Here is a 20,863-nt window from a genome sequence, read left to right on the forward strand (position 1 = left end):
TGTCTTACAGATACTTGGTAATGGACTTGAATTCGTCGAACGACTGGCGCCGGTCGCGGGGAAGCGCGCCGAGCGTGTCTTCGAGGCAGTGGTCGAGGTGATCCTGGATCAGCGTCCGCTTGGCATTCGTGATCGCCTTCTCGACCGCGTGGAGCTGTTGGGCGACGTCGAGACATGGACGCGCGGTCTCGATCATCGCGATGACGCTTTTGAGGTGCCCCTCGGCCCGTTTGAGCCGCTTGACGATGTCTGGATGGGATCCGTGACGTTGTTCGTGCTCTGCCATACCTTTTCCTATCCCCCTGGAGGGGATAATTCAATGGCTGTCTTTGCGGTCTTCCGCCAACGTGGCCTTAAGGAGGGTCTCACTGCGTTGCCCGCGCGCTATTTTCATGGACATTGTAGCCGCCGTCGTGGCGCGCGTCGCCATGTTGGTCTATTTGTGTCGGCGAAATGCGAGAACGAGGAGGGCGGCGGGTAAGTCGCGTCATATTCCTCAGAACATAGTGCTGGATTCTCGCGTTAAGGCCCGCTGTGGACGCCCGTCCTTCGGTGTCGACCTGATGGGTAGCAAATAGTCGAGATGCAGGACCGATCGTTGCGCGCGCTTGGAAGGGATCAGCGTCGGAAGATCACCGGGAACCAATCGGTGCGCAACTGCTGACCCGGCTTCATCCCGTGGCCGGGGAAGGGCGGGGAGGTGCGCCCGGGGCGCTCGACATAGCGGGCATCGTCGCCCAGCAGACGCAGTGAAAAGGCGCGGCGGCGCGACTGGCTCTGATTGCCGCAGGCGCCGTGGAGCGTTTTGTAATTGAAGGCGACGGCGTCGCCGGGCTCCATTGCCCACTCCACAATGTTCATGCCCTCCGCATCCGGGTCAGGCACCGGCATGTAGACATCATCATCGGGATAGAAATTCTCCTCCGACAGCCAGCGCGTCGGCAGCACCGGCTTTTCCCAGAGATGCGAACCTGCCACGCAGCGCAGCGATGCCTCGCGCACCGGGTCGAGCGGCGACCAGAAGCTGATCGTCTGCTCACCCCCGACGAAATAATAGGGGGAATCCTGGTGCCAGGGGGTCGGTTTCGACGTTCCCGGCTCCTTGACCAGAACATGATCGTGGAAGACTTGCACCGTATTTGACTGCATCAGATCGGCTGCAACTTCGGCAGCAGCCGACGTGCGGATCACCTCCTCGAATTCGGGAATGCGCTGCCAGTTGCAGTAGTCATCGAAGAAGCGGCCGCTATCGCCCGCCTTGAGGTTTTCGGCGGCATATTCCCCCGGCTCGGTCATGTTGGTCTCGACTCCCTGTCTCAGGGCGTCCACATGGTCGCGGAAAAGCCCCTTGATCAGCACCACCCCGTCGCGCTGGTAGCTGTCGATATGGTCCTGGGTGATGAGTGGATGCGGCATGGCGGGCTTCCCTGTTGGCGGTACTCAAACCATGCCTCGACCCATTATTAACTTCCAATAATAACAGACTGTGCAAAAACTCCGTGGGATTCCAACGGTAAGCGAGCCGTAGTATGATGTTTACATGGCACATTTATCTGGCTCAGACCGCTCGCAGCTGCGCTTCTCCCCGAAGCGGTTGATGATTATGTCGGATCTGACAATCCGGTTCGCCTCATAAAGGCTTTTGTGGATAGCATTGATCTTGTCGCCGCTGGGTTTTCCCGCGTAACGGCAAAAGAGACAGGACGACCCGGCTACGATCCCGCCGATCTGCTTAAACTCTACCTCTACGGATATTTGAATCGGGTACGTTCGAGCCGAAAGCTGGAAGCAGAAACCCGCCGTAATATCGAGGTGATCTGGCTGCTGCGCCATCTAAAACCTGATTATCGGACAATCGCATCTTTTCGCCGAGTGAATTGCGCAGCTTTCAAGCAAATTTTCCGCGAGTTTGCCATCGTCTGTCGTCGACTCGATTTGTTCGGCAGGGAAATGCTTGCCGTGGATGGTACGCGCATCAAGGCGGTCAATAATAGGCATCGCAACTTAACGCGTACAAAGCTGTTGGATCTTGTACGTCGCGCCGACGAAAAACTTTCCGACTATGTGAAAGCGCTTGATGACGGTGATGCCGACGAGGAGAAAGCGGCCAGTAATATCAATTCGAACGGTAGAAGCAGTGACACTGAGAAGAAGATTGCGGCGCTCAGGACGAGGCGGCAGAAGTTCAGCAGTTTGCTTGCCGAGCGGGACCGCACAGGTGAGGATCAGATATCGCTGACGGATCCAGATAGCAGGGCTATGCCGAATATGATGAAAGTTGGGGTTGGGTACAACGTTCAGCTGGCAGTTGACGTGAAGCATAAGCTGATCGCTGAGGAAGACGTCAGCAACAACGTTCTCGATATCGGCTTGCTCGCGCCGACCGTTGGGTCAGCCATGCAGCTACTCGGTGTCGAGCAGATCGAGGCAGTTGCCGATCGTGGCTATTACAAGATCGAAGACATAGAAGCTTGCGAGAAGGCTGGCATCACCGCCTATGTACCAAGACCAATCCGTGGATCGACAATAGATGATGGGTTTTTCTCGAAGGGGAAATTCACCTACCAGCCAGATATAAACGCTTATATCTGCCCCAATGGCGCAGTCATGTCTCCTCGGCGGAGTGGTAAAAAACGAGGTCTTGCAAGAACCTATTTTGCAAACCGCATCGCCTGCCAATCATGTGCCATCAAAAACAGATGCACGCCAACTGCCTTTCGACAGATCATGCGCCTGGAGAATGAAGCTGTTCTCGATCGCATGGCGGAAAGGCTAAGGCAACGTCCAAATATTATGAGTCAGAGAAAGGAAAGCGTCGAGCATCCTTTTGGGACTATTAAGCAATGGATGAACCAAGGCGCGTTCCTGATGCGTGGGTTGAACCACGTTCAGGGAGAGTTTAGCCTAACTGCAGTCGCCTATAATATCAGAAGGGCAATCGCCCTTGTTAGCATGCCGGACCTGATAGGCGCTATGAAGGCATAATCGGGAAATCTGCGTTTTGAGCGCAGGAAAATCCATTAAGGTACTTCATTTTGGTCTCCTACTAACCCAATCGCGTTAATGAGAGAAATTCCCAGGAACTCCTCATCGGTCCAAGACGAGTCCGCGTATCACCCGATCCTTCGGCGTTTTAGGACGGTCTGATAAATAAGAACGCCTAATATAATTTGATGTTATATCTTTCGCTCCGGCAGCTCGAATATGTGATGGCGGTCGCCCACGCCGGCAGCCTGACGGTTGCCGCCCAGCAGGTAAACGTTTCCCAGCCGGCCCTCTCCGTCGCTCTGACCCAGGTGGAGACGCATCTGGGTCAGAAGCTCTTCCTGCGCCGGAAGGGCGCAGCCATAACGCTTTCTGCCTTCGGCCGCCTCTTCCTGGCGGATGCGGAAGCGCTTCTGGCCGATGCGGCCCGCCTGGAAAGTCGCGACGGCTTGAGGCAAAGACGGGTGGCACGCATCGTGCTGGGCATATTCGAGGATCTTGCCCCCGGTTATCTTGCCCCGCTTCTGAGACTGGTTCGGACGCAATATCCGGACATCGAAATCAGGACGCGGGTGGCGATCTTCGAGACCCTCGCAGACGCGGTGATTGCGGGCGACGTAGACGTGGCTCTGACCTACGACCTCGGTCTGGATGCGCGGTTTCATCGCGACGTTTTTGCGCAGGTGTCGCCGCAGGCCTGGCTTCACCCGCAGGATCCCCTGGCAAAGCGCGATGCGGTCACACTCGCCGATCTCGCCGATCTCGCCGACCGTCCGCTGGTGCTGTCCGACCAGGGATTGTCGATCCGGCATATGCTCGGCCTGTTCCGGCCTCTCGGCGTCACGCCCTATGTCGCCCACAGGGCAGCCTCGGTCGAAATCCTGCGCAGCCTTGTCGCCAATGGAGAGGGCGTGGGGATCAGCTATACGAATCCTGCCGGCACGATCAGCCATGACGGGCGGCCCCTTGTGCGCGTGCCGATTGCCGATTCCCGGGCACAGGAACCCATCGTTCTGGTGCACTGCGGAGAGCAGCCGATGCCCCTGCCGAAAATCCGCGCAGCGATCCTGAACGAGCAGTGGAATAGCCAGCGGGGCGAATATCCGCCGGCCCCGGCCGTCACCTGACCTCATCGGCCTTGTGTTCAAGGGACTTGTCCTCATCGGACATACCCTTCTTGAAGTTCTTGATGCCCTTGGCGACATCGCCCATCAGTTCCGGAATCTTGCCGCGGCCGAACAACAGCAGCACCACCGCCAGAACGATCATCCAATGCCAGGCGCTAAAAGAACCCATTTCCGTCCCTCCCGTTGAACCCGAACCCTGGTCGGTAGTTCGGACGCGCTTGCGTCTGAAGATCACAGTCGTTAGCCCAAAGCCTTGTCGTGTGCAATTTGGCGTTCCGCTTGCACTGGACATATCGGCCCGCTCAAGGGCGGTAACTACGGAAAATACGCTCTTTTTGAGAATGCGCCATGCTATCTCGGAATGATCGCATACAAAATATGGCAATTATGTATGCGATTATGTGAGCCGAAAAACACATAAAAATCAGAAGCGTTATGTCCTGCGTAAGAAAATTGCGAAATTGCGCGGATGGACGACGTTTATGACATTCTACGATCAACTGTCGGTTTCCGTCGGCGTATGTGATGTATCCAATAATAACAGTGAATGAATTCGGACTTGACGTATTTGTGCACGCATACGATGCTCGTAATGTCTATACATGAGGTGGGAGCCTCGTATTGCTTACGGCGCGGGGAGCGCCAAAGGGAGGAAAAATTTATGTCAGTGAACAGACGTACGTTCCTGCAAGGGACGGCCGGCGCTATCGGCTTGGCTATGGCACAGGGTGCCCTGTCGAAGATCGTTTATGCGCAGGATGCAGCCGGCACGCTGCGGGTTGCGATCGCAAAGCCTGCGGGCAATCTCGATCCGCAGAGCCATTACGCCATTTGGGCCATTCAGGACCTGATGTTCGAGCCGCTCGTCAGATACGGCAAGGGTGGCCAGATCGAACCGTGCCTCGCGACCGGCTGGGAGATCGAGGACGGTGGCAAGACCCTGCATCTGACCTTGCGTCAGGGCGTCACATTCCATGATGGCACCAAGTTCGATGCTACCGCCTGCAAGTGGAACCTCGAACGCTGGATGGGTCTCGAACAGTTCAGCTGGATGAACTGCTCCAAGCAGTTCCAGTCGCTGGAGGTAATCGACGACTACAACGTCGCCGTTCATTTCAAGGAACAGCCGCTCGCGCTGATGCAGGAGCTTACCTATACACGACCCGTTCGCTTCCTTTCGCCCAAATCGGTGGATGCCGACGGCAAGTTCAAGGACCCGGTTGGAACGGGACCGTGGGTTCAGCTCAGCGCAGATGATACCCAGAGTGTCTTCGAGCACTATGACGGCTATTGGGGCGACAAACCGACCTATGAACGCCTTGAGGCCAAGGTCATTCCCGATGCGCGCTCGCGGGTTGCGGCATTGCGTGCCGGTCAGATCGACCTTGTCGGCGGCTTCTGGATCGCGCCCTTGACCGCGGAGGAGGGCAAGCAGCTCGAATCGGACGAGAGCGTCAACGTCGTCGTCGATCCGGGCAATGTCACCCTGGTCATGGCGTTCAACCCCGACCGTGCCGAGGCTCTCAAGGATCAGCAGGTCCGCAAGGCCGTCAGCATCGCCATCGATCGCGCGGCGATCTCCAAGGTGCTGTACCATGGCTATGCCAAGCCCGCCGGCAACATCTTCTCAGGCGCCTTGCCCTACGCCGGAACGCAATATGACGCACCGGCCCGCGATGCGGCGGCCGCATCGGCCCTGCTTGAAAAGGCAGGCTGGACCGGCAGCCCGATCCGCATGAAGGATGGCAAGCCGCTGACGCTCGAACTGGTCGTCAGCCCTGATGCCGTGCCGGGATCGCGCGTGATCGCCGAAGTCATTCAGGCCGAGCTGAAGGAGATCGGTATCGATCTGGTGGTCCGCTCGGTCGACCATGCGTCCAAGCACACCGACATGCTGGAGCAGAAGTACGATCTCGGCTTCTTCCTCACCTACGGCGCGCCTTACGATCCATTCGGTTCGATCGTTGCGCTGTGCCTGTCGACCTTCCACAACGACGTCGAAGGCAAGCTCGTCACCGACGCGGTCAATCTGGACCCGCTGATCAATGCGGCGATGGTCGCCAGCGGCGATCAGATCCAGCCGGCCATTCAGAAGGTCTACGACTGGCTGCGGGACAACGATGCAATCGCGCCGCTGGTCTACGTGCCGAGCATCTGGGCACATTCCAAGCGGGTCCAGGGCTTTGCAAGCCCGATCACCGAATACGATATGCCCTACGAAAACATCGTACTGGCGAGCTGACGGGAGGGTATCGTGTTCCACTTCATCAGCAAGCGGCTGAAGCATTCCCTGGTCCTTTTGTTCCTGGCATCCCTGGTCTGCTTCACGCTCGTCGTGTCGGCACCCGGCAATGTTGCCGTCCTGATTGCCGAACTGCGCGGGGCGGTCGCAACACCCGGTTACGTCGACCAGGTCGCCGAAGAGATAGGACTGCATAAGCCGCTGCTGATGCGGTATGTGGATTGGCTCGGCGACGCGGTCCAGGGGGATTTCGGTATCTCCTACCGGACCGGGCAGGCCGTCAATGCGGACCTCAGCAAGCGCATTCTGGTCACCGGAATGCTCATTGCCGGCGGCGGTGTCATCGCCACCCTGATCAGCCTCATACTCGGCTTCCTCGGTGCCTTCTGGCCCTACAGACTGCCGGACCGCGCCTCGCGCGGTCTGGCTCTCATCGGAGCATCGACGCCGACATTCTTCGTCGGCGCCCTGATGATCTACGCATTCTCCGTCAGTTTCCGGATCTTTCCGTCCTTCGGTTTCGAAGGGCCGGAGAGCTGGGTACTGCCATGGCTGACCGTGGCGGTGCTGCCGGCCGCCGTACTCAGCCGCGTGGTGCGCGTCGGGTTGGAAGACGCGATGTCGAGCCCGTTCGTGCTGACGGCAAAGAGCAAGGGATTGGGGCGGACCGCAATCCTGCTGCGTGAGGCGTTACCGAACATCACCCCCATCTTCATCAATGCCCTTGGCACCCAGGTCGGCCTGATGACCGCCACCGCGATCATCGTCGAGCCGCTCTTCGCCTGGCAGGGGCTTGGTGACTACTTTCTTGCGGGCGTGCGCTTTCGCGATTTCATGGTGGTGCAGGCCTGTCTGCTCCTCTTCCTTTCGTTCTTCATCGTGGTGAACCTCGTCGTCGATCTGGCGGTCATGCTGACCGACCCGCGCATTCGCCGCCAATGGAGCTGATTATGAACATGCTCAAAACTATCCTTGCCCAAATCAACAAGATGCCGCGGGCGGCATTGATCACCATCGGCCTCTTCCTCGCGCTCGGAATCTTTGCGCCCTGGATCGCGCCACAGGACCCGAGTGCCCAGAACCTGCTCGACGCGGGCGGGGGACCAAGCGCCGCGCACTGGCTCGGAACCGACAATCTCGGTCGCGACACCCTGAGCCGGCTGATCATCGCGGCCAACACCTCGCTGGTCAGCGTCGGCTCGGTGCTCATCATCGCCATGACCATCGGCATTCTGATGGGCACGATCGCCGGCTACCATCGCGGCTGGGTGGACGATCTGCTGATGCGTATCGTCGATGTCGGCCTGTCCATCCCCAGCCTCATTACCGCGCTGGCGGTTATCGGCATCGTCGGACCCGGCTACTGGACCATGGTGATGGCGCTCTCCCTGGCATGGTGGCCGATGAGCGGCCGTATCAGCCGCGGCGTCGCCGTCAGCATCATGAGCAAGCCGCATATCGAGGCGCTGCGGGTGCTGGGCGCCAGCCCCTGGCGCATCTATTTCGGCCATCTTCTTCCCGGCACGATCGGGCAGGTCATGGTCTATGCGACGGCAGACGCCGGTACGGCTGCGCTGGCGGTCGCGACGTTGAGCTTCCTCGGCCTCGGCATCCAGCCGCCGACGCCGGAATGGGGCCAGATGCTTGTGGACGCTCTGCCTTATCTCGAATCCGATCCGCGACAGGTGCTTCTGCCGGGCTTCGCGCTCACCGCGGCCGTCATCGGCTTCAACATTCTCGGGGAATCGATCGCCCTCAACCGCATCCCGAAACCGCTCACCCGGCGCATGCTCGCACTGCGTCGCGCCGAGGTCGCAAGCTGGGGAAAGGAGAATTCCAATGCGTAACGAACCGCTCCTGAGCGTCAGCAACCTGACGGTCAATCTGTTGACCGCAAAATCGGCAGTCCGCCCGGTCGATGGGGTCAGTTATTCGGTCCGGCAGGGCGAATGTCTCGCCATCGTCGGCGAAAGCGGCAGCGGCAAGACGGTGATGAACTTCGCGCCGCTCGGCCTGATGCCGACCGGCGTCACGACAATGCTCTCCGGCTCCGTCAAGCTTGAGGGGCGCGAACTGATCGGTTTGCCGGAAGCCGAAATCCAGAAGCTCCGCGGCAAATCCGTCGGCTTCATCTTCCAGGACCCGATGAGCGCGCTCAACCCGGTGCGTCGCATCGGGCGGCAGATCGCCGAAATGGCAGAACTGCATCTCAACATGACGCCCAAGGCAGCCGAGGCACGGGCCCTCGAGCTTGTGAAGCTCGTCGGCATTTCCGACCCGGCGGCACGGCTGCGGCAATATCCGCATGAACTGTCCGGTGGTCTCAGGCAGCGCGTCGTCATCGCCATCGCACTGGCGGGCGAGCCGAAGCTCCTGATCGCCGACGAGCCGACGACTGCGCTCGACGTCACGGTTCAGGCGCAGATCCTGCGGCTCCTGAAGGATGTGCAGAAGCGGTTGAACATGGCGATGGTGCTGATCACCCATGACATGGGCGTCGTTGCCGGTGCGGCCGACAACATTGTCGTCATGTATGCGGCACGGGCTGCCGAGCGTGGCCCGGTGGATACCGTCCTCGTCAATCCGCGTCATCCCTATACGCGTGGGCTGATCAACGCGATCCCGCGGCGGGAAGATCCGGTGGGTGCGGAATTCCGCGGCCTGCCCGGCCTGCCGCCGGCACTTGCCGCACCGTTCAAGGGCTGCGCCTTCACGCCGCGCTGCGACATGGCGGTGCCCGCCTGTTCGCTCGCCCGTCCTCCGCTGGAGCAGGTCGATGGCAACGTCTTCGTCGCCTGTCCGGTCGTCAACCATGGAAAGGTCGCAGCATGAACCTGTCACCGGTTCTTAAAGTCGAAAATCTGCAGACCCGCTTCAAGAGCGTCCAGCGGGGCAAGTTCGTGCATGCCGTGGACGATGTTTCGATCGAGCTTTTCCCCGGCGAAATCGTCGGTCTGGTCGGCGAATCCGGTTGCGGCAAGTCGACACTCGGCCGCAGCATTGTCGGGCTCGAAAAAGCAACGGCCGGACGTGTCTTGCTCGACGGGGTGGATCTCAGCACCCTGTCGGGGGCGGCACTGCGCAAGAGCCGGCGGGCGCTGCAATATGTGTTCCAGGACCCGTATTCCTCGCTCAACGATCGCCAGACCGTCGGCGAGGCGATCGATGAAGCGCTGATCATCGACGGGCTTCGTGACCCGACGGCCCGCGAGCGCCGCACCAAGGAATTGCTCGATCAGGTCGGTCTCGTATCGGTGGTCAAGGATCGGCATACGCGGGAGCTTTCCGGTGGCCAGCGTCAGCGTGTCGCCATCGCCCGTTCGCTGGCGGTCAACCCGCGGGTGCTGATTTGCGACGAGCCGGTCAGCGCGCTTGACCTCTCCATCCGCGCGCAGGTGATGAACCTGTTCCTGCGGCTGCAGAAGGATCTCGGCGTCGCCTGCCTGTTCATCGCGCATGATCTTGCCCTGGTCCGGCAGGCCGCCTCGCGTACCTACGTCATGTATCTCGGCAAGATCGTCGAGCATGGACCTTCGCAGGAACTCTATGATCACCCCAGCCACCCCTATGCGCAGATGCTGCTTGCTTCCGCGCCGGAAGTCGATCCTCGCATCGAGAAGAGCCGCAGGGGTCCGTTGATGATCGGTGAAATTCCGAGCCCGACGAACCCGCCTTCGGGTTGCCGCTTCCGCACCCGGTGTCCGCTGGCGGTGGACGCTTGCGCGCAGGCTCTGCCCCCGGCCATCAGCCTGTCGGCAGACCATGATGCGTCATGCCTCCTCGCTGCCGAGCTTCACCGCGGCAGCCGCTCGGCCCTCGCCATACAGGCTGCGTAGCGCCGGCATCAAACCTAAGACATCCGTCGCGAAACGGGCGCGGAGATATCCGCGTCCGTTTTGGAAACAACAAAATTGCCTCAGAACAGGTCAGGGCATGACTGCCCTGAAGCCGCCTGATGTACGATCTGGAGAATATCCCATGGATATGCGTAACGCAGCCATCGAACAAGGCAGCAGAACCGCCTTCGATTTCACCCAGCTCAGCGCGCACGAGCGTTACAAGCTGATGATCGGCACGATCATCCCGCGGCCGATCGCACTAGTGACGACCGTCGATGAGCATGGTCGCTACAATGCCGCGCCGTTCAGTTTCTTTAATTGTCTTTCCGCCGACCCGCCGATCCTGGCCATCGGCGTCGAAAATAAGCCCGATATGTCGTTCAAGGATACGGGCCACAATATCCGCATGACCGAGGTCTTCACCGTCAACATCGTCTCCCATGCTATCGCGGAGGCGATGCACGTCTGCGGCACAAAATATCCGCAGGGTGTCGATGAACTGAAGGAAGCCGGCCTTACCGCCATGCCCGGCGAAAAGATCGCCGCCCCGTGGATCAAGGAAGCACCGGCCGCCTTCGAATGCCGTCGGCATATCACGCTAGAACTCGGCAAGTCCCGCCAGATCATCAGGGGAGAAATTTTGTTCGCGCATTATCAAGAAGGCGCGGTGGATCAGGCGCTGCATGTGGATCCAAGCGTCATCGATGCGATTGCCCGCCTCGGCGGCGACACCTGCTCGACCATCCGCGACCGCTTCGAGATGCTGACCCCAAAGCTCGGGTGACAACAGAGCGCCTTGCAATGCCGCAGCATACAGGAGACTGCCGTGACGACCTTGAAAGACAGCCATTACCTGATCGCCGATGTCAGGCTGGAAGAGGGCTTCGAGAAGGACGGCGACGTCATCGTCGCGACCCGCACCGGGCTCTATACGCTGGAAATCAAGGACGGCAGGATCGCCGCGCTGCACGCCGCCGGAGCCGTACTGCCGGCCGGCCTGCCGACGTATCAGGCGAATGGCCAGCTTGCGCTGCCCACCATGCGCGACATGCACATTCATCTCGACAAGACCTTCTACGGCGGCCCCTGGCAGGCGCCGCGCCCGCGCCACGGCAAGACGATCATAGACATGATCGCGCTGGAGGAAAAACTGCTGCCCAAGCTGCTGCCGACCTCTGTCGAGCGTGCAGAAGGCCTGATCGCCCTCCTGCAATCCAAGGGCAGCACCGTCGCGCGCAGCCATTGCAACATCGATCCGGTCAGCGGCCTCAAGTGCCTTGAGCACCTGAAGCGGGCGCTGGAAAAGCACACGGACGGCTTCGCCTGCGAGATCGTTGCCTTTCCGCAGCATGGGCTGCTGCATTCAAAGGTCGAAGGGCTGATGCGCGAAGCCATAGGGATGGGCGTAGATTATGTCGGCGGCCTCGATCCGACCAATGTCGATGCCGCCCTGGAAAAATCGCTCGACGCCATGTTCCAGATCGCGCTCGATACCGGCAAGGGCGTGGATATCCACTTGCATGAAATGGGGCCGGCGGGCATTGCCGCCGTCGATTACATGCTCGACACGGTGGAGAAAAACCCCGCACTGAAGGGCAAGATGACGATCAGCCACGCCTTTCCGCTGATGTCGCTCTCCCCGGAACAGTTGGAGGAGAAGGCGGCCCGGCTTGCGACCAACGGCATTGCGATCGCCTCAACGGTTCCGATCGGCGGGATGGTGATGCCGCTGCCGCAGCTTTCCAAGGCCGGCGTCTTCGTGATGACCGGCTCCGACAGCATCATCGACCACTGGTCTCCCTTCGGCAGCGGCGACATGCTGGAAAAGGCCTATTTCTACGCTCAGGTCTATCGCGGCTCGGATGAATACCAGCTGTCGCGCGCCCTCGCCATTTCCACCGGCGGCGTGCTGCCGCTCGACAAGGATGGCAACCGCGCCTGGCCGAAGGCCGGCGACGAGGCCGGTTTCTGGCTCACCCCGGCAAGTTGTACCGCCGAGGCCGTTGCCCGCGTGCCGGCTCGCACCGCGACCTTCCACAAAGGGCGTCTGGTGTCTGGGGAGTGCAGGCTCATAGGATAAACCCGCCGCGCCTGGCGCTTTCGCGCAAAAAAGGAGGCTATATGTCGCTGATCGAACCGCGTCCTCGGCTATCGTTCCGAACCATCAAGGAGGAGATTACGCGGAGCATAGGCACAGGCGCTGGGCACCGGGTAGCCTTATTCCAGGCGAAAAATCGCTCGCGGCGGAATGCGGGGTCGCGCGCGACGGTCAATCGGGCGCTGCAGGAGCTGGCGCGGGCTGGGCTGGTCGAAAGAAAACGCAAGGTTGGCACCCGCGTCGTGCTGAACCCCGTTCGCGAAGCACGGTTTGCGATCCTGGTCGTCAGACAAGAGGTAGCCGCGTCTGGAGCGGAGTACGGCTACCGTCTTTTGTCGCGTCAAAATCGGATCGCTACCGCGAGGACGCAGAGCACCTCGGAGTCAAACCTGGTGTGCAGGTGCGCTGCATGCACTATTCCGATGGACAGCCCTATCAATTGGAAGATCGTCTTATCAATCCACTCATAGCGCCTGCCGTGCTCCAGGAGAGCTTCCAAGAAGAAGGGCCAAACGAGTGGCTCGTTGCTTTGGCGCCGCTCTCCCGCGCGGAATTCACTTTTCTCGCGGGTTCCCCAAGCGACGAAGAAGCAAAGCTGCTGGCCACTGAAGCCCGCGCTCCGGTATTCATCGGCGAGCGGCGCACCTGGCTTTTGGGCAGTCCGGTTACTTTTTTGAGGATGATCCATCCTCACACAAATCGTCTGAGGACCATTCTCTGATACGTCTGCGTTACGTGGGCGTTTTCGATGGGTATAGCCGGCGTTTGAATACAGCCAAGTCACTGCGGTTCGATTCCTTTCAACTGCGTGGTTGCGGAATAGCGGGGTCGCCGGTTCGAGTGTCATCAAGAGCTTAAACCCAAGTCAGATGCGCCTGGAATCTGATTGATCACGAAAGACCGTACCAGGCACCGCGGCCCGCACCGTGCAGGACGAGGTGCCCTTGATCGACGAGGGCCTTGAGGTGATCCTTGATGGTGTGACGGCTCGCATAGGTGATCCGGGCAGCCTCCGCGACCGTAATCCGGCCGTGCTCACGCGCCAACTCCAGCAATGTGACGGACAGTTCCGGCATGTCGGCGAGGATAATACGCTCGCGCTCCATTTTTTTCTCAAGCCGCGTCTTCTGCCGATGCAGAGCTTTCAAAAAGAATTCGATCCAGGGATTCCAATCGGGATCGGCGCTGCGGATCGTTCCCTGCGTGCGCCGAAGCGAGATGTAGTAGCTCTCCTTACTTTGCTCAATGATGCTTTCGAGCGAGCTGTAAGGGACGTAAGCATAGCCAGCCCTCAGGAGCAACAAGGTGGTCAGAATTCGCGATAGGCGGCCATTGCCATCCTGAAATGGATGGATTTCGAGGAAAACGACAACGAAGATCGCGACGACCAAAAGTGGATGGAGCCGCTTTTCTCTTCCTTGCTCCTCCAGCCAAGCGACCAGTTCTTCCATTCGACGCGGCGTATCAAACGGAGATGCCGTTTCGAAAACGATGCCGAGGCTCTCGCCCTGTTCGTTAAACGCCTCCACGTTGTTGGAAAGGGTTTTGTAGGCGCCGCGATGCCGCTCGTCCTTCGTCGAATGCGCAAGAAGGTCGCGGTGGAGTTGACGGATATGATTCTCGGTGAACGAAATAGCGTCGTAAGCACTGAAGATGGTTTCCATCACCTCCGCATAGCCGGCAACCTCTTGCTCATCGCGTGTCGTAAACGACCCCAGGCGAATGTTTGCCAGCAGCTTTTCGACCTCTCGGTCGGTGAGACGTGCCCCTTCGATACGTGTGGAGGAGCCGACGCTTTCGATCGTGGCGACACGCCGGAGGCTGGACAGCCGCTCAGGCGCGATCCGGCCGATCGCACGCCACGCACCCTTGAATTCATCGATTTCCGCGATCAGCGACAGGATTTCGGGCGTAATCCGGACGGTCGCCGCGTTTAGAAGCTCCATTTCACCATCCATTCCCATCCAATTCATGAGATGCTGTCATGCACTATTTATCCATCCATTTCCATCCAATTTCGACGAGATAGTCTGTCTCTCTTTCTGTGGATCGTGAGCTAGACGATTTTGCAGCCTTCACTGGGCCGATCCAGACTTCTGCAGCGAGACACGATGCTCGAGGGCGCCTGCCATCGGAAATTCGAGACAGTCCTTCGGTGTTATTGGCAAGGCGATGGCCACCGAGCATGAGGAGTGGGATTTCTAACTCTCTGGGGATTGTAAGAATTCTCGGCGCAAATCCCGGGTCAGCTCTCAGTGCAAATCAACAGCAGGAGCACCGAAAGCATGGTTAGATCTACGCCCGTCACCTGCTCCAGAAACGGCCGCAGATACGTGAACATGGTGACCGCCGAGCCCCAGGACAGCATGCGGGCCATGAGCCCGCGCCGGAAATAAGGCCGCTTCAGCAGGTCGACCATTGTCTGGAAATCCTGCTTGCGATGCGCGGGCAGCAACGGCAGCGCGACAATATGCCAGACGAGGTTGATCGCGACAATGGGCCTCAGCGCCCAGAAGACCTCGCGCCAGCCGAACAGGCCCCCGAGATAGCTGCCGACGGGGGCAGCAAAGGCGGCAGCCATCGCCTGCCAGCCATACATCAGGACAAGCGCGCGCGGCACGAACTCGATGAGCAGATACAATTGAACCGGCACTGCCGAAGACGAGAATTCCCGTAGGCAGCGACCACGAGAGGCTGCCATTGCAGCCTCTCGATGTGCCTCAGGCCGTTATGCGACCGCCGCCCGATCCCGGCTTGATCATCCAAAAGGACGGTTCCAAAGCCTGTTGGCATTCGAGATCGTCGTCGCGCGGGTTGTCATTCGGCGGTGGCATGAGCGGCACGATAAGTGTCCTCCCGCATCCGATAAATGGCGCATCAGCGCTTCGGCTGCTTGCCAAAGTCCTTGCGCAACTCGTCCTTGGCGCGATTGAGGGTCGCTAGGCGTGATCGAGACAGCTGCTTGCCAGCGCGATTGATGTAAAAGGTAAGCATCGACATAGCAGACTGGAAAGGGCTGGCCTTGCGTCCCGGGCTCTCTTCCGCTGAGTGCTTCAGGGAATCCGCGATCTTCTTGGCACTGCGCTGCTTAAAGACTCCGCCTTCGAGGTCCATCGCATCGCTATTGTCGGTTACGTCCTGCGACCATTTCTGCTTGGATTTCTTTTTGGGCATCGGATCCTCCGCATGTGAAGCGGCGCCGTCGGTGATGACGCCTTCAGATCAATGATGGTCTTGTTGCTCGTTGCGCTTGCGAGTGGCAGCGGCCTTTTTGGCTGAAGCGGAACGCTCTTCCTTTGTCCGTGATGCAGCAACGGCACCACCCCTGCGTCCCCCTTTTTCGGAGGAGGCATGGTTTTCGGCATGGCCGCGGCCGGAGCCGGACTTTTTGCCACCACCGCTTTCCTTGTTGACGGTGGCCCAGGCGCGACGCTCGGCTTCCTTCTCGGAAACGCCACGGTCTTCGTAGCCTTCCTCGATGTGCTCAGCCTTGCGCTTCTGCTTATCGGTATAGGCGGACTTGTCACCTTGGGGCATGAAACATCTCCTTAGCTGATGTGAAGCAAGGAAAACTGCGGTTTCGCGGCAAAGTTCCGGGCGTCGTTCACTGGGTGGACGCGGCGGGTGTCATCCGCCTTGCGTTTTGGCCAGCCGCTGTTTGCGAGCGGAACCAACGCGGCCAGGCGAGGGTTTGTCGGCGATATCCTGACCATGAACATCGAAAGGGAACTTCCATGGCATAGACAGCCGGTGATTTCATCGTAATCCGCCTTCAATCTTGAGGCGTCAGCGCATGTTCGGATCAGCCCGAGCGCCAAGTCGGCCAAGGGAGCCTTCCCGGTTATGCCGCACCGCCCGCACCAGAAACAGCAGTGCCGAAGCGCTGGCTGAGGAAACCTTACTCTCGGGAACCATCCGCTGGCAGGTGGTCGAGCACGAAACTCATCCCCGCAGGCTGGGCGCGGAATTGAGCGCTGCGGTGAGCCCGCTCTACGCCATGCCACCCACACCAAATTGAGCGGGAGCGTCAGCCCAGGTACAGACCGACACCCAGGGCGATGACGACCGTCGCTCCGCAAGCGGCCACGCAAAGCGCGACGGTTTCAAACCACTCAAGTCTCATTCCTCAATTATCGCGCAGGATTTGGCTGGTAGGCAATTGGACTTAGGGCCAACCTCGCATGGAGATCGTACGCGCTCTATGGTCGCCATTCCTCCCCGATTTTCAGGACCAGGCGGTCGCTCACGGCCCCAATAACAGCCGTTGCGCGAAGATAGACAACTATCCCCGCTCTGAGCCGTGGCCGGGCGTGTGATCCTGTCGGTCGGCGTTCGGGGCCTTGATCGCGAGAAAGTCGCGGCGCAGGTCGATGTACTTGATCAAGGCCTTGATTGGTCATCGCTGACGCCTTCCGCTTTGCCAAGGATGTTCAGGTAAGCGACGAATGGGGACCGGTCTATTCCGGCGTGATGATCGACGCCAATGAGGCGGTCGCGCCGGTCCATGATTGCATGCCGGCCCTGCTTGACCGCGACGATTACTAGCAATGGCTTCACGGAAGCTTCGAGAGCGTGCTTGCGTTTCAGACGCTGGTCTTGCCTCCAGATCTTATAGAGATGGAGCGCACGACGGTCCTGTGGGTGAAGAAGAAAGCTCCCGCCGCGCAGGAAACGTTCGCCCGATAGAGAGGGGGCCGGGACAGAGCCCGGCCCCTTGACGGTTGCCTTACCAGGACTGGCGGCCATACCAGTCATCGATGTCTGTCTTGGCACGATCCTTTTCGATGCCGTAGCGCTCCTGGATCTTGCCTTCCAATTGGTCACGCTTGCCGGCGATCTGGTCGAGATCGTCATCGGTGAGCTTACCCCACTGTTCCTTGATCTTGCCTTTGACCTGCTTCCAGTTTCCTTCGACGCGGTTCCAGTCCATGGGTGTTCTCCTTTCATCGTCTGGACAGGTAACGACGAGGACAGGGAATTGTTTCCTGGGATGACGCTGAGGGTGGGGCGCTACTCGCACCATGTCCCGGACCTGCGGCGGTGATCGCCGATCCTGAAATGAAAAAAGGGGGCGAACAATACCTTGTTCCCCAGACACGTTAAGCCCGATCGGATCGTGAACTCTCGTCGCGAACCCGCATGATGCGCGTTCGAATGCGCCATTACATATCAATGCCGACACGTTCCAATGCCCGGTACAAGGTGGTCGGGTGAACCTTGAGCACCTGGAGCGACGGCGCGGGGCGTCTGGCCGTCCTCGATGAGCTGTCGGACAAGCGCGATTTGCTCGGCCGATAGGGCAGGGGACGTCCGAACCGAGCGCTCTTCGCCTTCGCGGCGGCTCGGCCGCTGCTGGTGCGCTCATGGATCGAGGATCACTCGAATTGGGCAATGCCGGCGAAGATGGTCAGTACCATTAACTTATAAGTCGCTACACGTCGTTCAATCGATGAACTCGACCGTCACGCCCGGCTTCACCATCGCAGCAAGTTCCTCAGCGTCCCAATTTGTCAGACGCACGCAGCCATGAGAGCCCTCCTTGTCGATACGGGACGGCTCCGGTGTGCCGTGGACACCATATGTCGGCTCCGACAGATCGATCCAGACGGTTCCCACCGGACCGTTGGGCCCGCTCGGCACCTTTAACACCGTCTTGTTGTCGCCTTGCTGAAAGTTGATCTTGGGATTGTAGGTATAGGTCGGCATCCTCGCGACACCCTTGACCTTGTGGGTGCCCGATGGTGAGGGCGACTCGTCGCTGCCGATGGTCGCGGGATAGACCGCCAGCAACGCGCCGTCTTCCGCAAAAGCAAATACTTGGGCCGTTTTCTTGCGCGCCTCGATCCGCTTGACCGTTCCCGTAACAGACTCGCCCACGGCCGCGACGGAGATGGTTTCTCCCACAGAGAATGTCGATCCGGGATTGAGCGTGTTCAGCAGGTCGATATCCATGTGGAACCGCTCGGACAGTTTCTCGGCGACGCTCGTATAGCCGAGATGCTTCATTTTCGCCTGTTGCGCATAGTCCTTGGGAATTCTTTCGACGAGGTCCTTGGCGTCGTCCTTCAAAATCCGGTAGGGCTCGATGGCGGGCGCATTGTCCGAAAGTCGCCGAAGAACCTCCGGATCAAGCTTTCCGTCGGCGGGGAGATCTTTCAGCGCCTCGAAACCGGCCACCGCCTTGCCGACATTCTCCCCATAGTAGCCGTCGATGACGCCGGGAGAGGACCCCGCCCGGTCGAGCAGGACCTGAAGACGGATAATGGCGGGATCGGGCTTCGAAGCCGTTTCCTTCGGGCGTTCCGTGGCGATTGCGTCGAGAGCCGCCCCGTTGATGGCCTGAGGCGACAGATACCGGGCGTCTGCGGAGCCGCAGAGCAAGAGGGAAATAGATGCAGCGATGAGAGGTAAATTGTTCATTAAGACAAAACCACGTGCGGCCACTGTTGTTCCGCTGCGCCCGCGTCGTGACGAGGTGTTTGTTGGCCGCGGGCAATTTGGGGGATAGGAACTGGTTAGAATTCTGTAGGTACGCCACGCGTGCGGTTAAGCCTTTCGCCAGGACGGAGGGGCATAACTGAGAACTTCGCTTGCTGAATTCTTCTTGCTCAAATCATTGCGTTCGCGGCGACCACCTAGCAATCCCGTATTCCTATCCCCATCTATAAGCTGACGGCATCGCTGCGCTTGGCGCCCGTGCCGAAAATCAGGAGAAAACCGATGGAAACACAACAGCCGGCGGCAACGCCGCTTAAGGACGTTATCGCGTTCGCGAAAAAACATCGCATTGAGATCGAGGATGCCCAGAAGATCCTCGACCAAAACCGTCGTGAAATCATGATTAGTGGAGGCACGGATGACCGTTCGAGTCTTGGCACGTCAAGCGAGAGGTGAGCCCTACAGCATCGAGCAATTCCGCAAAAGATATGGGCTCAGCGCGGATGAAGCGAAAGACCTGTTCTCCCGCTTTGGCCCGTCGCGCATTGAGTTGGACCTGCTGATGGAGGCGAAAGGTAAACTACCAATCGAGCGATGGAACAAGTTTCAAAGAAATGACTTGTAGACGTATCGTAGTGACTGCCCCTCATCACTCGAGATCAGATGCGTTGTAACGAATGCGTCGGTAAGCCAGCTTCCCGCGTGGAAGCTGGCTTTTTCTTTGGCACGGCCCATTTGGAACAAACACTCCGCGCCTCCGTTGACGAGCAATAAAACTCGAGGAAAGTGAAATGACCAATATCGGAGAGCCCATCCCAAGGGGTGTCGCTGACGTCGCCCATAACTTTGTTGGAGTGCCGCGGCAAGAGGTGAATCTGCGGCACGAGTATGCCCGGCTGCGAAAGCAGGTGAAGCTGCTCCGTCGACGGGTCGAGAAGTTGGGCGTGATACCCACCAAGCCGCGAACGGCGCGCTATGCTGTTGGGGCGATCGTCGCTCTGGGCGTTGTGGGCCTTGTAGCGGGGCTGATGCGCAACCGTCGAGTTTTTTAAAATCTTCGTGGAGCTTTTTCGCTGCATGCTCGTTTGCCGGCTATCAGTCCATACTCATACCAATTTGAGCCTCGCGGTTTCCCCTCCCGCGAGGTTTTTTTTAGCCCCGGCACTTCCGAATTGCCATTGGCCGCCTCCAGGTCGGCCGCATCTTGTAGAATTTTTCCTAAGACAGCCGCCTGCCGCGTAGCGGGCGATCGGGGAAATGTTTGGTCACAGTATTCCTTTCCAACTTTCTGGAAATTTCACGGCTGCCCCCTAATTGCCTCTAACAAACGAAGGGAGCACGCCATGGCAGACAACGACCGCGAAACAAGAATTCGTAATCGGGCACACGCGCTCTGGCTGGAAGCCGGTTCGCCGGAAGGGAGTGCCGACGAGCATTGGCTGCAGGCAGAGCGAGAGATCGACCAAGGAGACGGCGAGATCGGGCCGGATGATGAACCGAACCTCGCCGCGATAAGAGAGGCCAAGCGGCAAGGCACAGACGCGTTTATCGTGCCGTCGGACCTAGAGGATGCAGATCAGCGCGAAGCCGCTCCTGGGACGCGAGAGCAGCCGTAGCGTTCGAGCCGCGTGCGAGCGGCCGAATGGTCTATTTGTTGATTTGCACTAAGAGCTGACCCTGAAGGACTTGCCGTCGACGGGGCGATCGAGCAGGCTCAGCACGTGGGTCTTCGTGGGAACGCCGGACTTCAGCGCCATGTCGACCGCCGAGAGCACGGCCTGTTCGACATGCTGGAGAACAAGGACTAGGATATCGACCATCTCGCGGTCGTCACCCGGCTTCTTGAGCAGGTATTGCTGCAAGGCTCGAAACGCATCGGGCAGCTCGGCGAACGCTGCGCCATTGCGAAGAGCGCCGGGCTTGCGCTGCCCCTCCGCTGCAGGCCGAATTGCAGACCTAACACCCTCACAGAAAATGGAAGCGCTCAACTTGCCGTTAACGTAGCAAACGCTATTATACAACCGTCATGACAAGGGGCCCCTGGTGCGAAGGCTTAGCGCGCCGGGGGCTTTTCTTATTGCCGCAGTCCTAGAATGCTACGATTGCCGTTGGAGTTGGACGCGATAACGTATCC

Annotated in this window: 25 protein-coding genes and 1 pseudogene; 14 read left to right on the forward strand and 12 right to left on the reverse strand. The window is 59.3% G+C overall.

Annotated elements, in window-relative coordinates:
• Positions 1–4 precede the first annotated feature (4 nt).
• Both ASC86_RS10720 and ASC86_RS10725 read right to left on the reverse strand, forming a co-directional pair.
• On the reverse strand, positions 5–286 hold the full coding sequence (locus ASC86_RS10720) for a metal-sensing transcriptional repressor (RefSeq protein WP_056320348.1): 282 nt from the start codon (positions 284–286) through the stop codon (positions 5–7).
• Positions 287–618: 332 nt separating this feature from the next.
• Positions 619–1,416 (reverse strand): phytanoyl-CoA dioxygenase family protein, encoded by a 798-nt coding sequence (locus ASC86_RS10725; protein WP_056320350.1) that lies wholly within the window; start codon positions 1,414–1,416, stop codon positions 619–621.
• A gap of 216 nt (positions 1,417–1,632) precedes the next feature.
• Here ASC86_RS10725 and ASC86_RS10730 point away from each other — a divergent pair, with 216 nt between their 5' ends.
• On the forward strand, positions 1,633–2,985 hold the full coding sequence (locus tag ASC86_RS10730; RefSeq protein ID WP_244477595.1) for an IS1182 family transposase: 1,353 nt from the start codon (positions 1,633–1,635) through the stop codon (positions 2,983–2,985).
• Positions 2,986–3,173: 188 nt separating this feature from the next.
• Positions 3,174–4,112, forward strand: coding sequence for a LysR family transcriptional regulator (locus ASC86_RS10735; RefSeq protein ID WP_056320353.1), 939 nt, complete (start codon positions 3,174–3,176; stop codon positions 4,110–4,112).
• On the opposite strand, the gene ASC86_RS10740 is transcribed toward ASC86_RS10735, so the two are convergent.
• Positions 4,105–4,281 (reverse strand): twin-arginine translocase TatA/TatE family subunit, encoded by a 177-nt coding sequence (locus ASC86_RS10740; protein ID WP_056320356.1) that lies wholly within the window; start codon positions 4,279–4,281, stop codon positions 4,105–4,107. The two genes, ASC86_RS10735 and ASC86_RS10740, sit on opposite strands and share 8 nt — an antisense overlap.
• Positions 4,282–4,773: 492 nt before the next feature.
• Here ASC86_RS10740 and ASC86_RS10745 point away from each other — a divergent pair, with 492 nt between their 5' ends.
• The 8 genes from ASC86_RS10745 to ASC86_RS26615 all read left to right on the forward strand — a co-directional run bounded on the left by ASC86_RS10745 (position 4,774) and on the right by ASC86_RS26615 (position 13,012).
• Positions 4,774–6,354 (forward strand): nickel ABC transporter substrate-binding protein, encoded by a 1,581-nt coding sequence (locus tag ASC86_RS10745; RefSeq protein WP_056320358.1) that lies wholly within the window; start codon positions 4,774–4,776, stop codon positions 6,352–6,354.
• Between the two features lie 12 nt (positions 6,355–6,366).
• Positions 6,367–7,302, forward strand: a complete 936-nt coding sequence (locus ASC86_RS10750; RefSeq protein ID WP_056320360.1) for an ABC transporter permease — start codon at positions 6,367–6,369, stop codon at positions 7,300–7,302.
• Positions 7,293–8,201 (forward strand): ABC transporter permease, encoded by a 909-nt coding sequence (locus ASC86_RS10755; protein WP_056320363.1) that lies wholly within the window; start codon positions 7,293–7,295, stop codon positions 8,199–8,201. Before ASC86_RS10750 ends, ASC86_RS10755 begins: the two co-directional genes overlap by 10 nt.
• Positions 8,194–9,186, forward strand: coding sequence for an ABC transporter ATP-binding protein (locus ASC86_RS10760; protein WP_056320365.1), 993 nt, complete (start codon positions 8,194–8,196; stop codon positions 9,184–9,186). Before ASC86_RS10755 ends, ASC86_RS10760 begins: the two co-directional genes overlap by 8 nt.
• Positions 9,183–10,190, forward strand: coding sequence for an ABC transporter ATP-binding protein (locus tag ASC86_RS10765; RefSeq protein WP_056320368.1), 1,008 nt, complete (start codon positions 9,183–9,185; stop codon positions 10,188–10,190). The genes ASC86_RS10760 and ASC86_RS10765 overlap by 4 nt, the downstream gene beginning before the upstream one ends.
• Before the next feature lie 148 nt (positions 10,191–10,338).
• Positions 10,339–10,977 (forward strand): flavin reductase family protein, encoded by a 639-nt coding sequence (locus ASC86_RS10770; RefSeq protein ID WP_056320494.1) that lies wholly within the window; start codon positions 10,339–10,341, stop codon positions 10,975–10,977.
• A gap of 42 nt (positions 10,978–11,019) precedes the next feature.
• Positions 11,020–12,273 (forward strand): amidohydrolase family protein, encoded by a 1,254-nt coding sequence (locus ASC86_RS10775; protein WP_244477586.1) that lies wholly within the window; start codon positions 11,020–11,022, stop codon positions 12,271–12,273.
• 427 nt (positions 12,274–12,700) lie between these two features.
• Positions 12,701–13,012, forward strand: a complete 312-nt coding sequence (locus tag ASC86_RS26615) for a UTRA domain-containing protein (RefSeq protein WP_244477588.1) — start codon at positions 12,701–12,703, stop codon at positions 13,010–13,012.
• 169 nt (positions 13,013–13,181) lie between these two features.
• Here the strand turns inward: ASC86_RS26615 and ASC86_RS10785 are convergent, their stop codons facing one another.
• The 5 genes from ASC86_RS10785 to ASC86_RS26395 all read right to left on the reverse strand — a co-directional run bounded on the left by ASC86_RS10785 (position 13,182) and on the right by ASC86_RS26395 (position 16,118).
• Complete coding sequence (locus ASC86_RS10785; protein ID WP_244477589.1) at positions 13,182–14,249, reverse strand: Fic family protein; 1,068 nt, start codon at positions 14,247–14,249, stop codon at positions 13,182–13,184.
• Between the two features lie 287 nt (positions 14,250–14,536).
• The gene (locus ASC86_RS10790) at positions 14,537–14,944 is read right to left on the reverse strand and encodes an MFS transporter (protein WP_200943801.1); all 408 of its coding nucleotides are present in this window, start codon (positions 14,942–14,944) and stop codon (positions 14,537–14,539) included.
• 224 nt (positions 14,945–15,168) lie between these two features.
• On the reverse strand, positions 15,169–15,465 hold the full coding sequence (locus tag ASC86_RS10795) for a DUF3175 domain-containing protein (protein WP_056320375.1): 297 nt from the start codon (positions 15,463–15,465) through the stop codon (positions 15,169–15,171).
• Positions 15,466–15,513: 48 nt separating this feature from the next.
• Positions 15,514–15,828, reverse strand: coding sequence for a hypothetical protein (locus ASC86_RS10800; protein ID WP_056320379.1), 315 nt, complete (start codon positions 15,826–15,828; stop codon positions 15,514–15,516).
• An 11-nt stretch (positions 15,829–15,839) separates the two neighbouring features.
• The gene (locus ASC86_RS26395; protein WP_056393159.1) at positions 15,840–16,118 is read right to left on the reverse strand and encodes a hypothetical protein; all 279 of its coding nucleotides are present in this window, start codon (positions 16,116–16,118) and stop codon (positions 15,840–15,842) included.
• A gap of 565 nt (positions 16,119–16,683) precedes the next feature.
• On the opposite strand from ASC86_RS26395, the gene ASC86_RS26240 reads away from it, so the two are divergent.
• Positions 16,684–16,836 carry a hypothetical protein gene (locus tag ASC86_RS26240; protein WP_200943802.1) on the forward strand — a complete coding sequence of 51 codons (153 nt, stop codon included), beginning with the start codon at positions 16,684–16,686 and terminating at the stop codon, positions 16,834–16,836.
• Between the two features lie 181 nt (positions 16,837–17,017).
• On the opposite strand, the gene ASC86_RS10805 is transcribed toward ASC86_RS26240, so the two are convergent.
• A complete protein-coding gene (locus tag ASC86_RS10805; RefSeq protein WP_006472567.1) occupies positions 17,018–17,221 on the reverse strand; it encodes a CsbD family protein in 204 nt (67 codons plus the stop codon).
• Between the two features lie 512 nt (positions 17,222–17,733).
• Positions 17,734–18,711 (reverse strand): L,D-transpeptidase, encoded by a 978-nt coding sequence (locus ASC86_RS10810; protein ID WP_056320381.1) that lies wholly within the window; start codon positions 18,709–18,711, stop codon positions 17,734–17,736.
• 300 nt (positions 18,712–19,011) lie between these two features.
• Between ASC86_RS10810 and ASC86_RS25730 the strand changes: the two genes are divergently transcribed.
• Both ASC86_RS25730 and ASC86_RS25140 read left to right on the forward strand, forming a co-directional pair.
• Positions 19,012–19,185, forward strand: coding sequence for a hypothetical protein (locus ASC86_RS25730; protein WP_156386999.1), 174 nt, complete (start codon positions 19,012–19,014; stop codon positions 19,183–19,185).
• Positions 19,148–19,354: a hypothetical protein gene (locus tag ASC86_RS25140; RefSeq protein WP_056393161.1), complete on the forward strand. Its 207-nt coding sequence runs from the start codon at positions 19,148–19,150 to the stop codon at positions 19,352–19,354. Before ASC86_RS25730 ends, ASC86_RS25140 begins: the two co-directional genes overlap by 38 nt.
• 34 nt (positions 19,355–19,388) lie before the next feature.
• On the opposite strand, the gene ASC86_RS25735 is transcribed toward ASC86_RS25140, so the two are convergent.
• Positions 19,389–19,808, reverse strand: coding sequence for a hypothetical protein (locus ASC86_RS25735; RefSeq protein ID WP_156387000.1), 420 nt, complete (start codon positions 19,806–19,808; stop codon positions 19,389–19,391).
• Positions 19,809–20,072: 264 nt separating this feature from the next.
• Here ASC86_RS25735 and ASC86_RS10820 point away from each other — a divergent pair, with 264 nt between their 5' ends.
• Positions 20,073–20,345, forward strand: a complete 273-nt coding sequence (locus ASC86_RS10820; protein ID WP_056320388.1) for a DUF2934 domain-containing protein — start codon at positions 20,073–20,075, stop codon at positions 20,343–20,345.
• Between the two features lie 69 nt (positions 20,346–20,414).
• Here the strand turns inward: ASC86_RS10820 and ASC86_RS10825 are convergent.
• Positions 20,415–20,657: pseudogene (locus ASC86_RS10825) on the reverse strand (IS21 family transposase); the annotation flags it as partial.
• Positions 20,658–20,863: the final 206 nt, after the last annotated feature.

This window comes from Rhizobium sp. Root1212, assembly GCF_001424985.1.
GTDB lineage: Bacteria > Pseudomonadota > Alphaproteobacteria > Rhizobiales > Rhizobiaceae > Pararhizobium.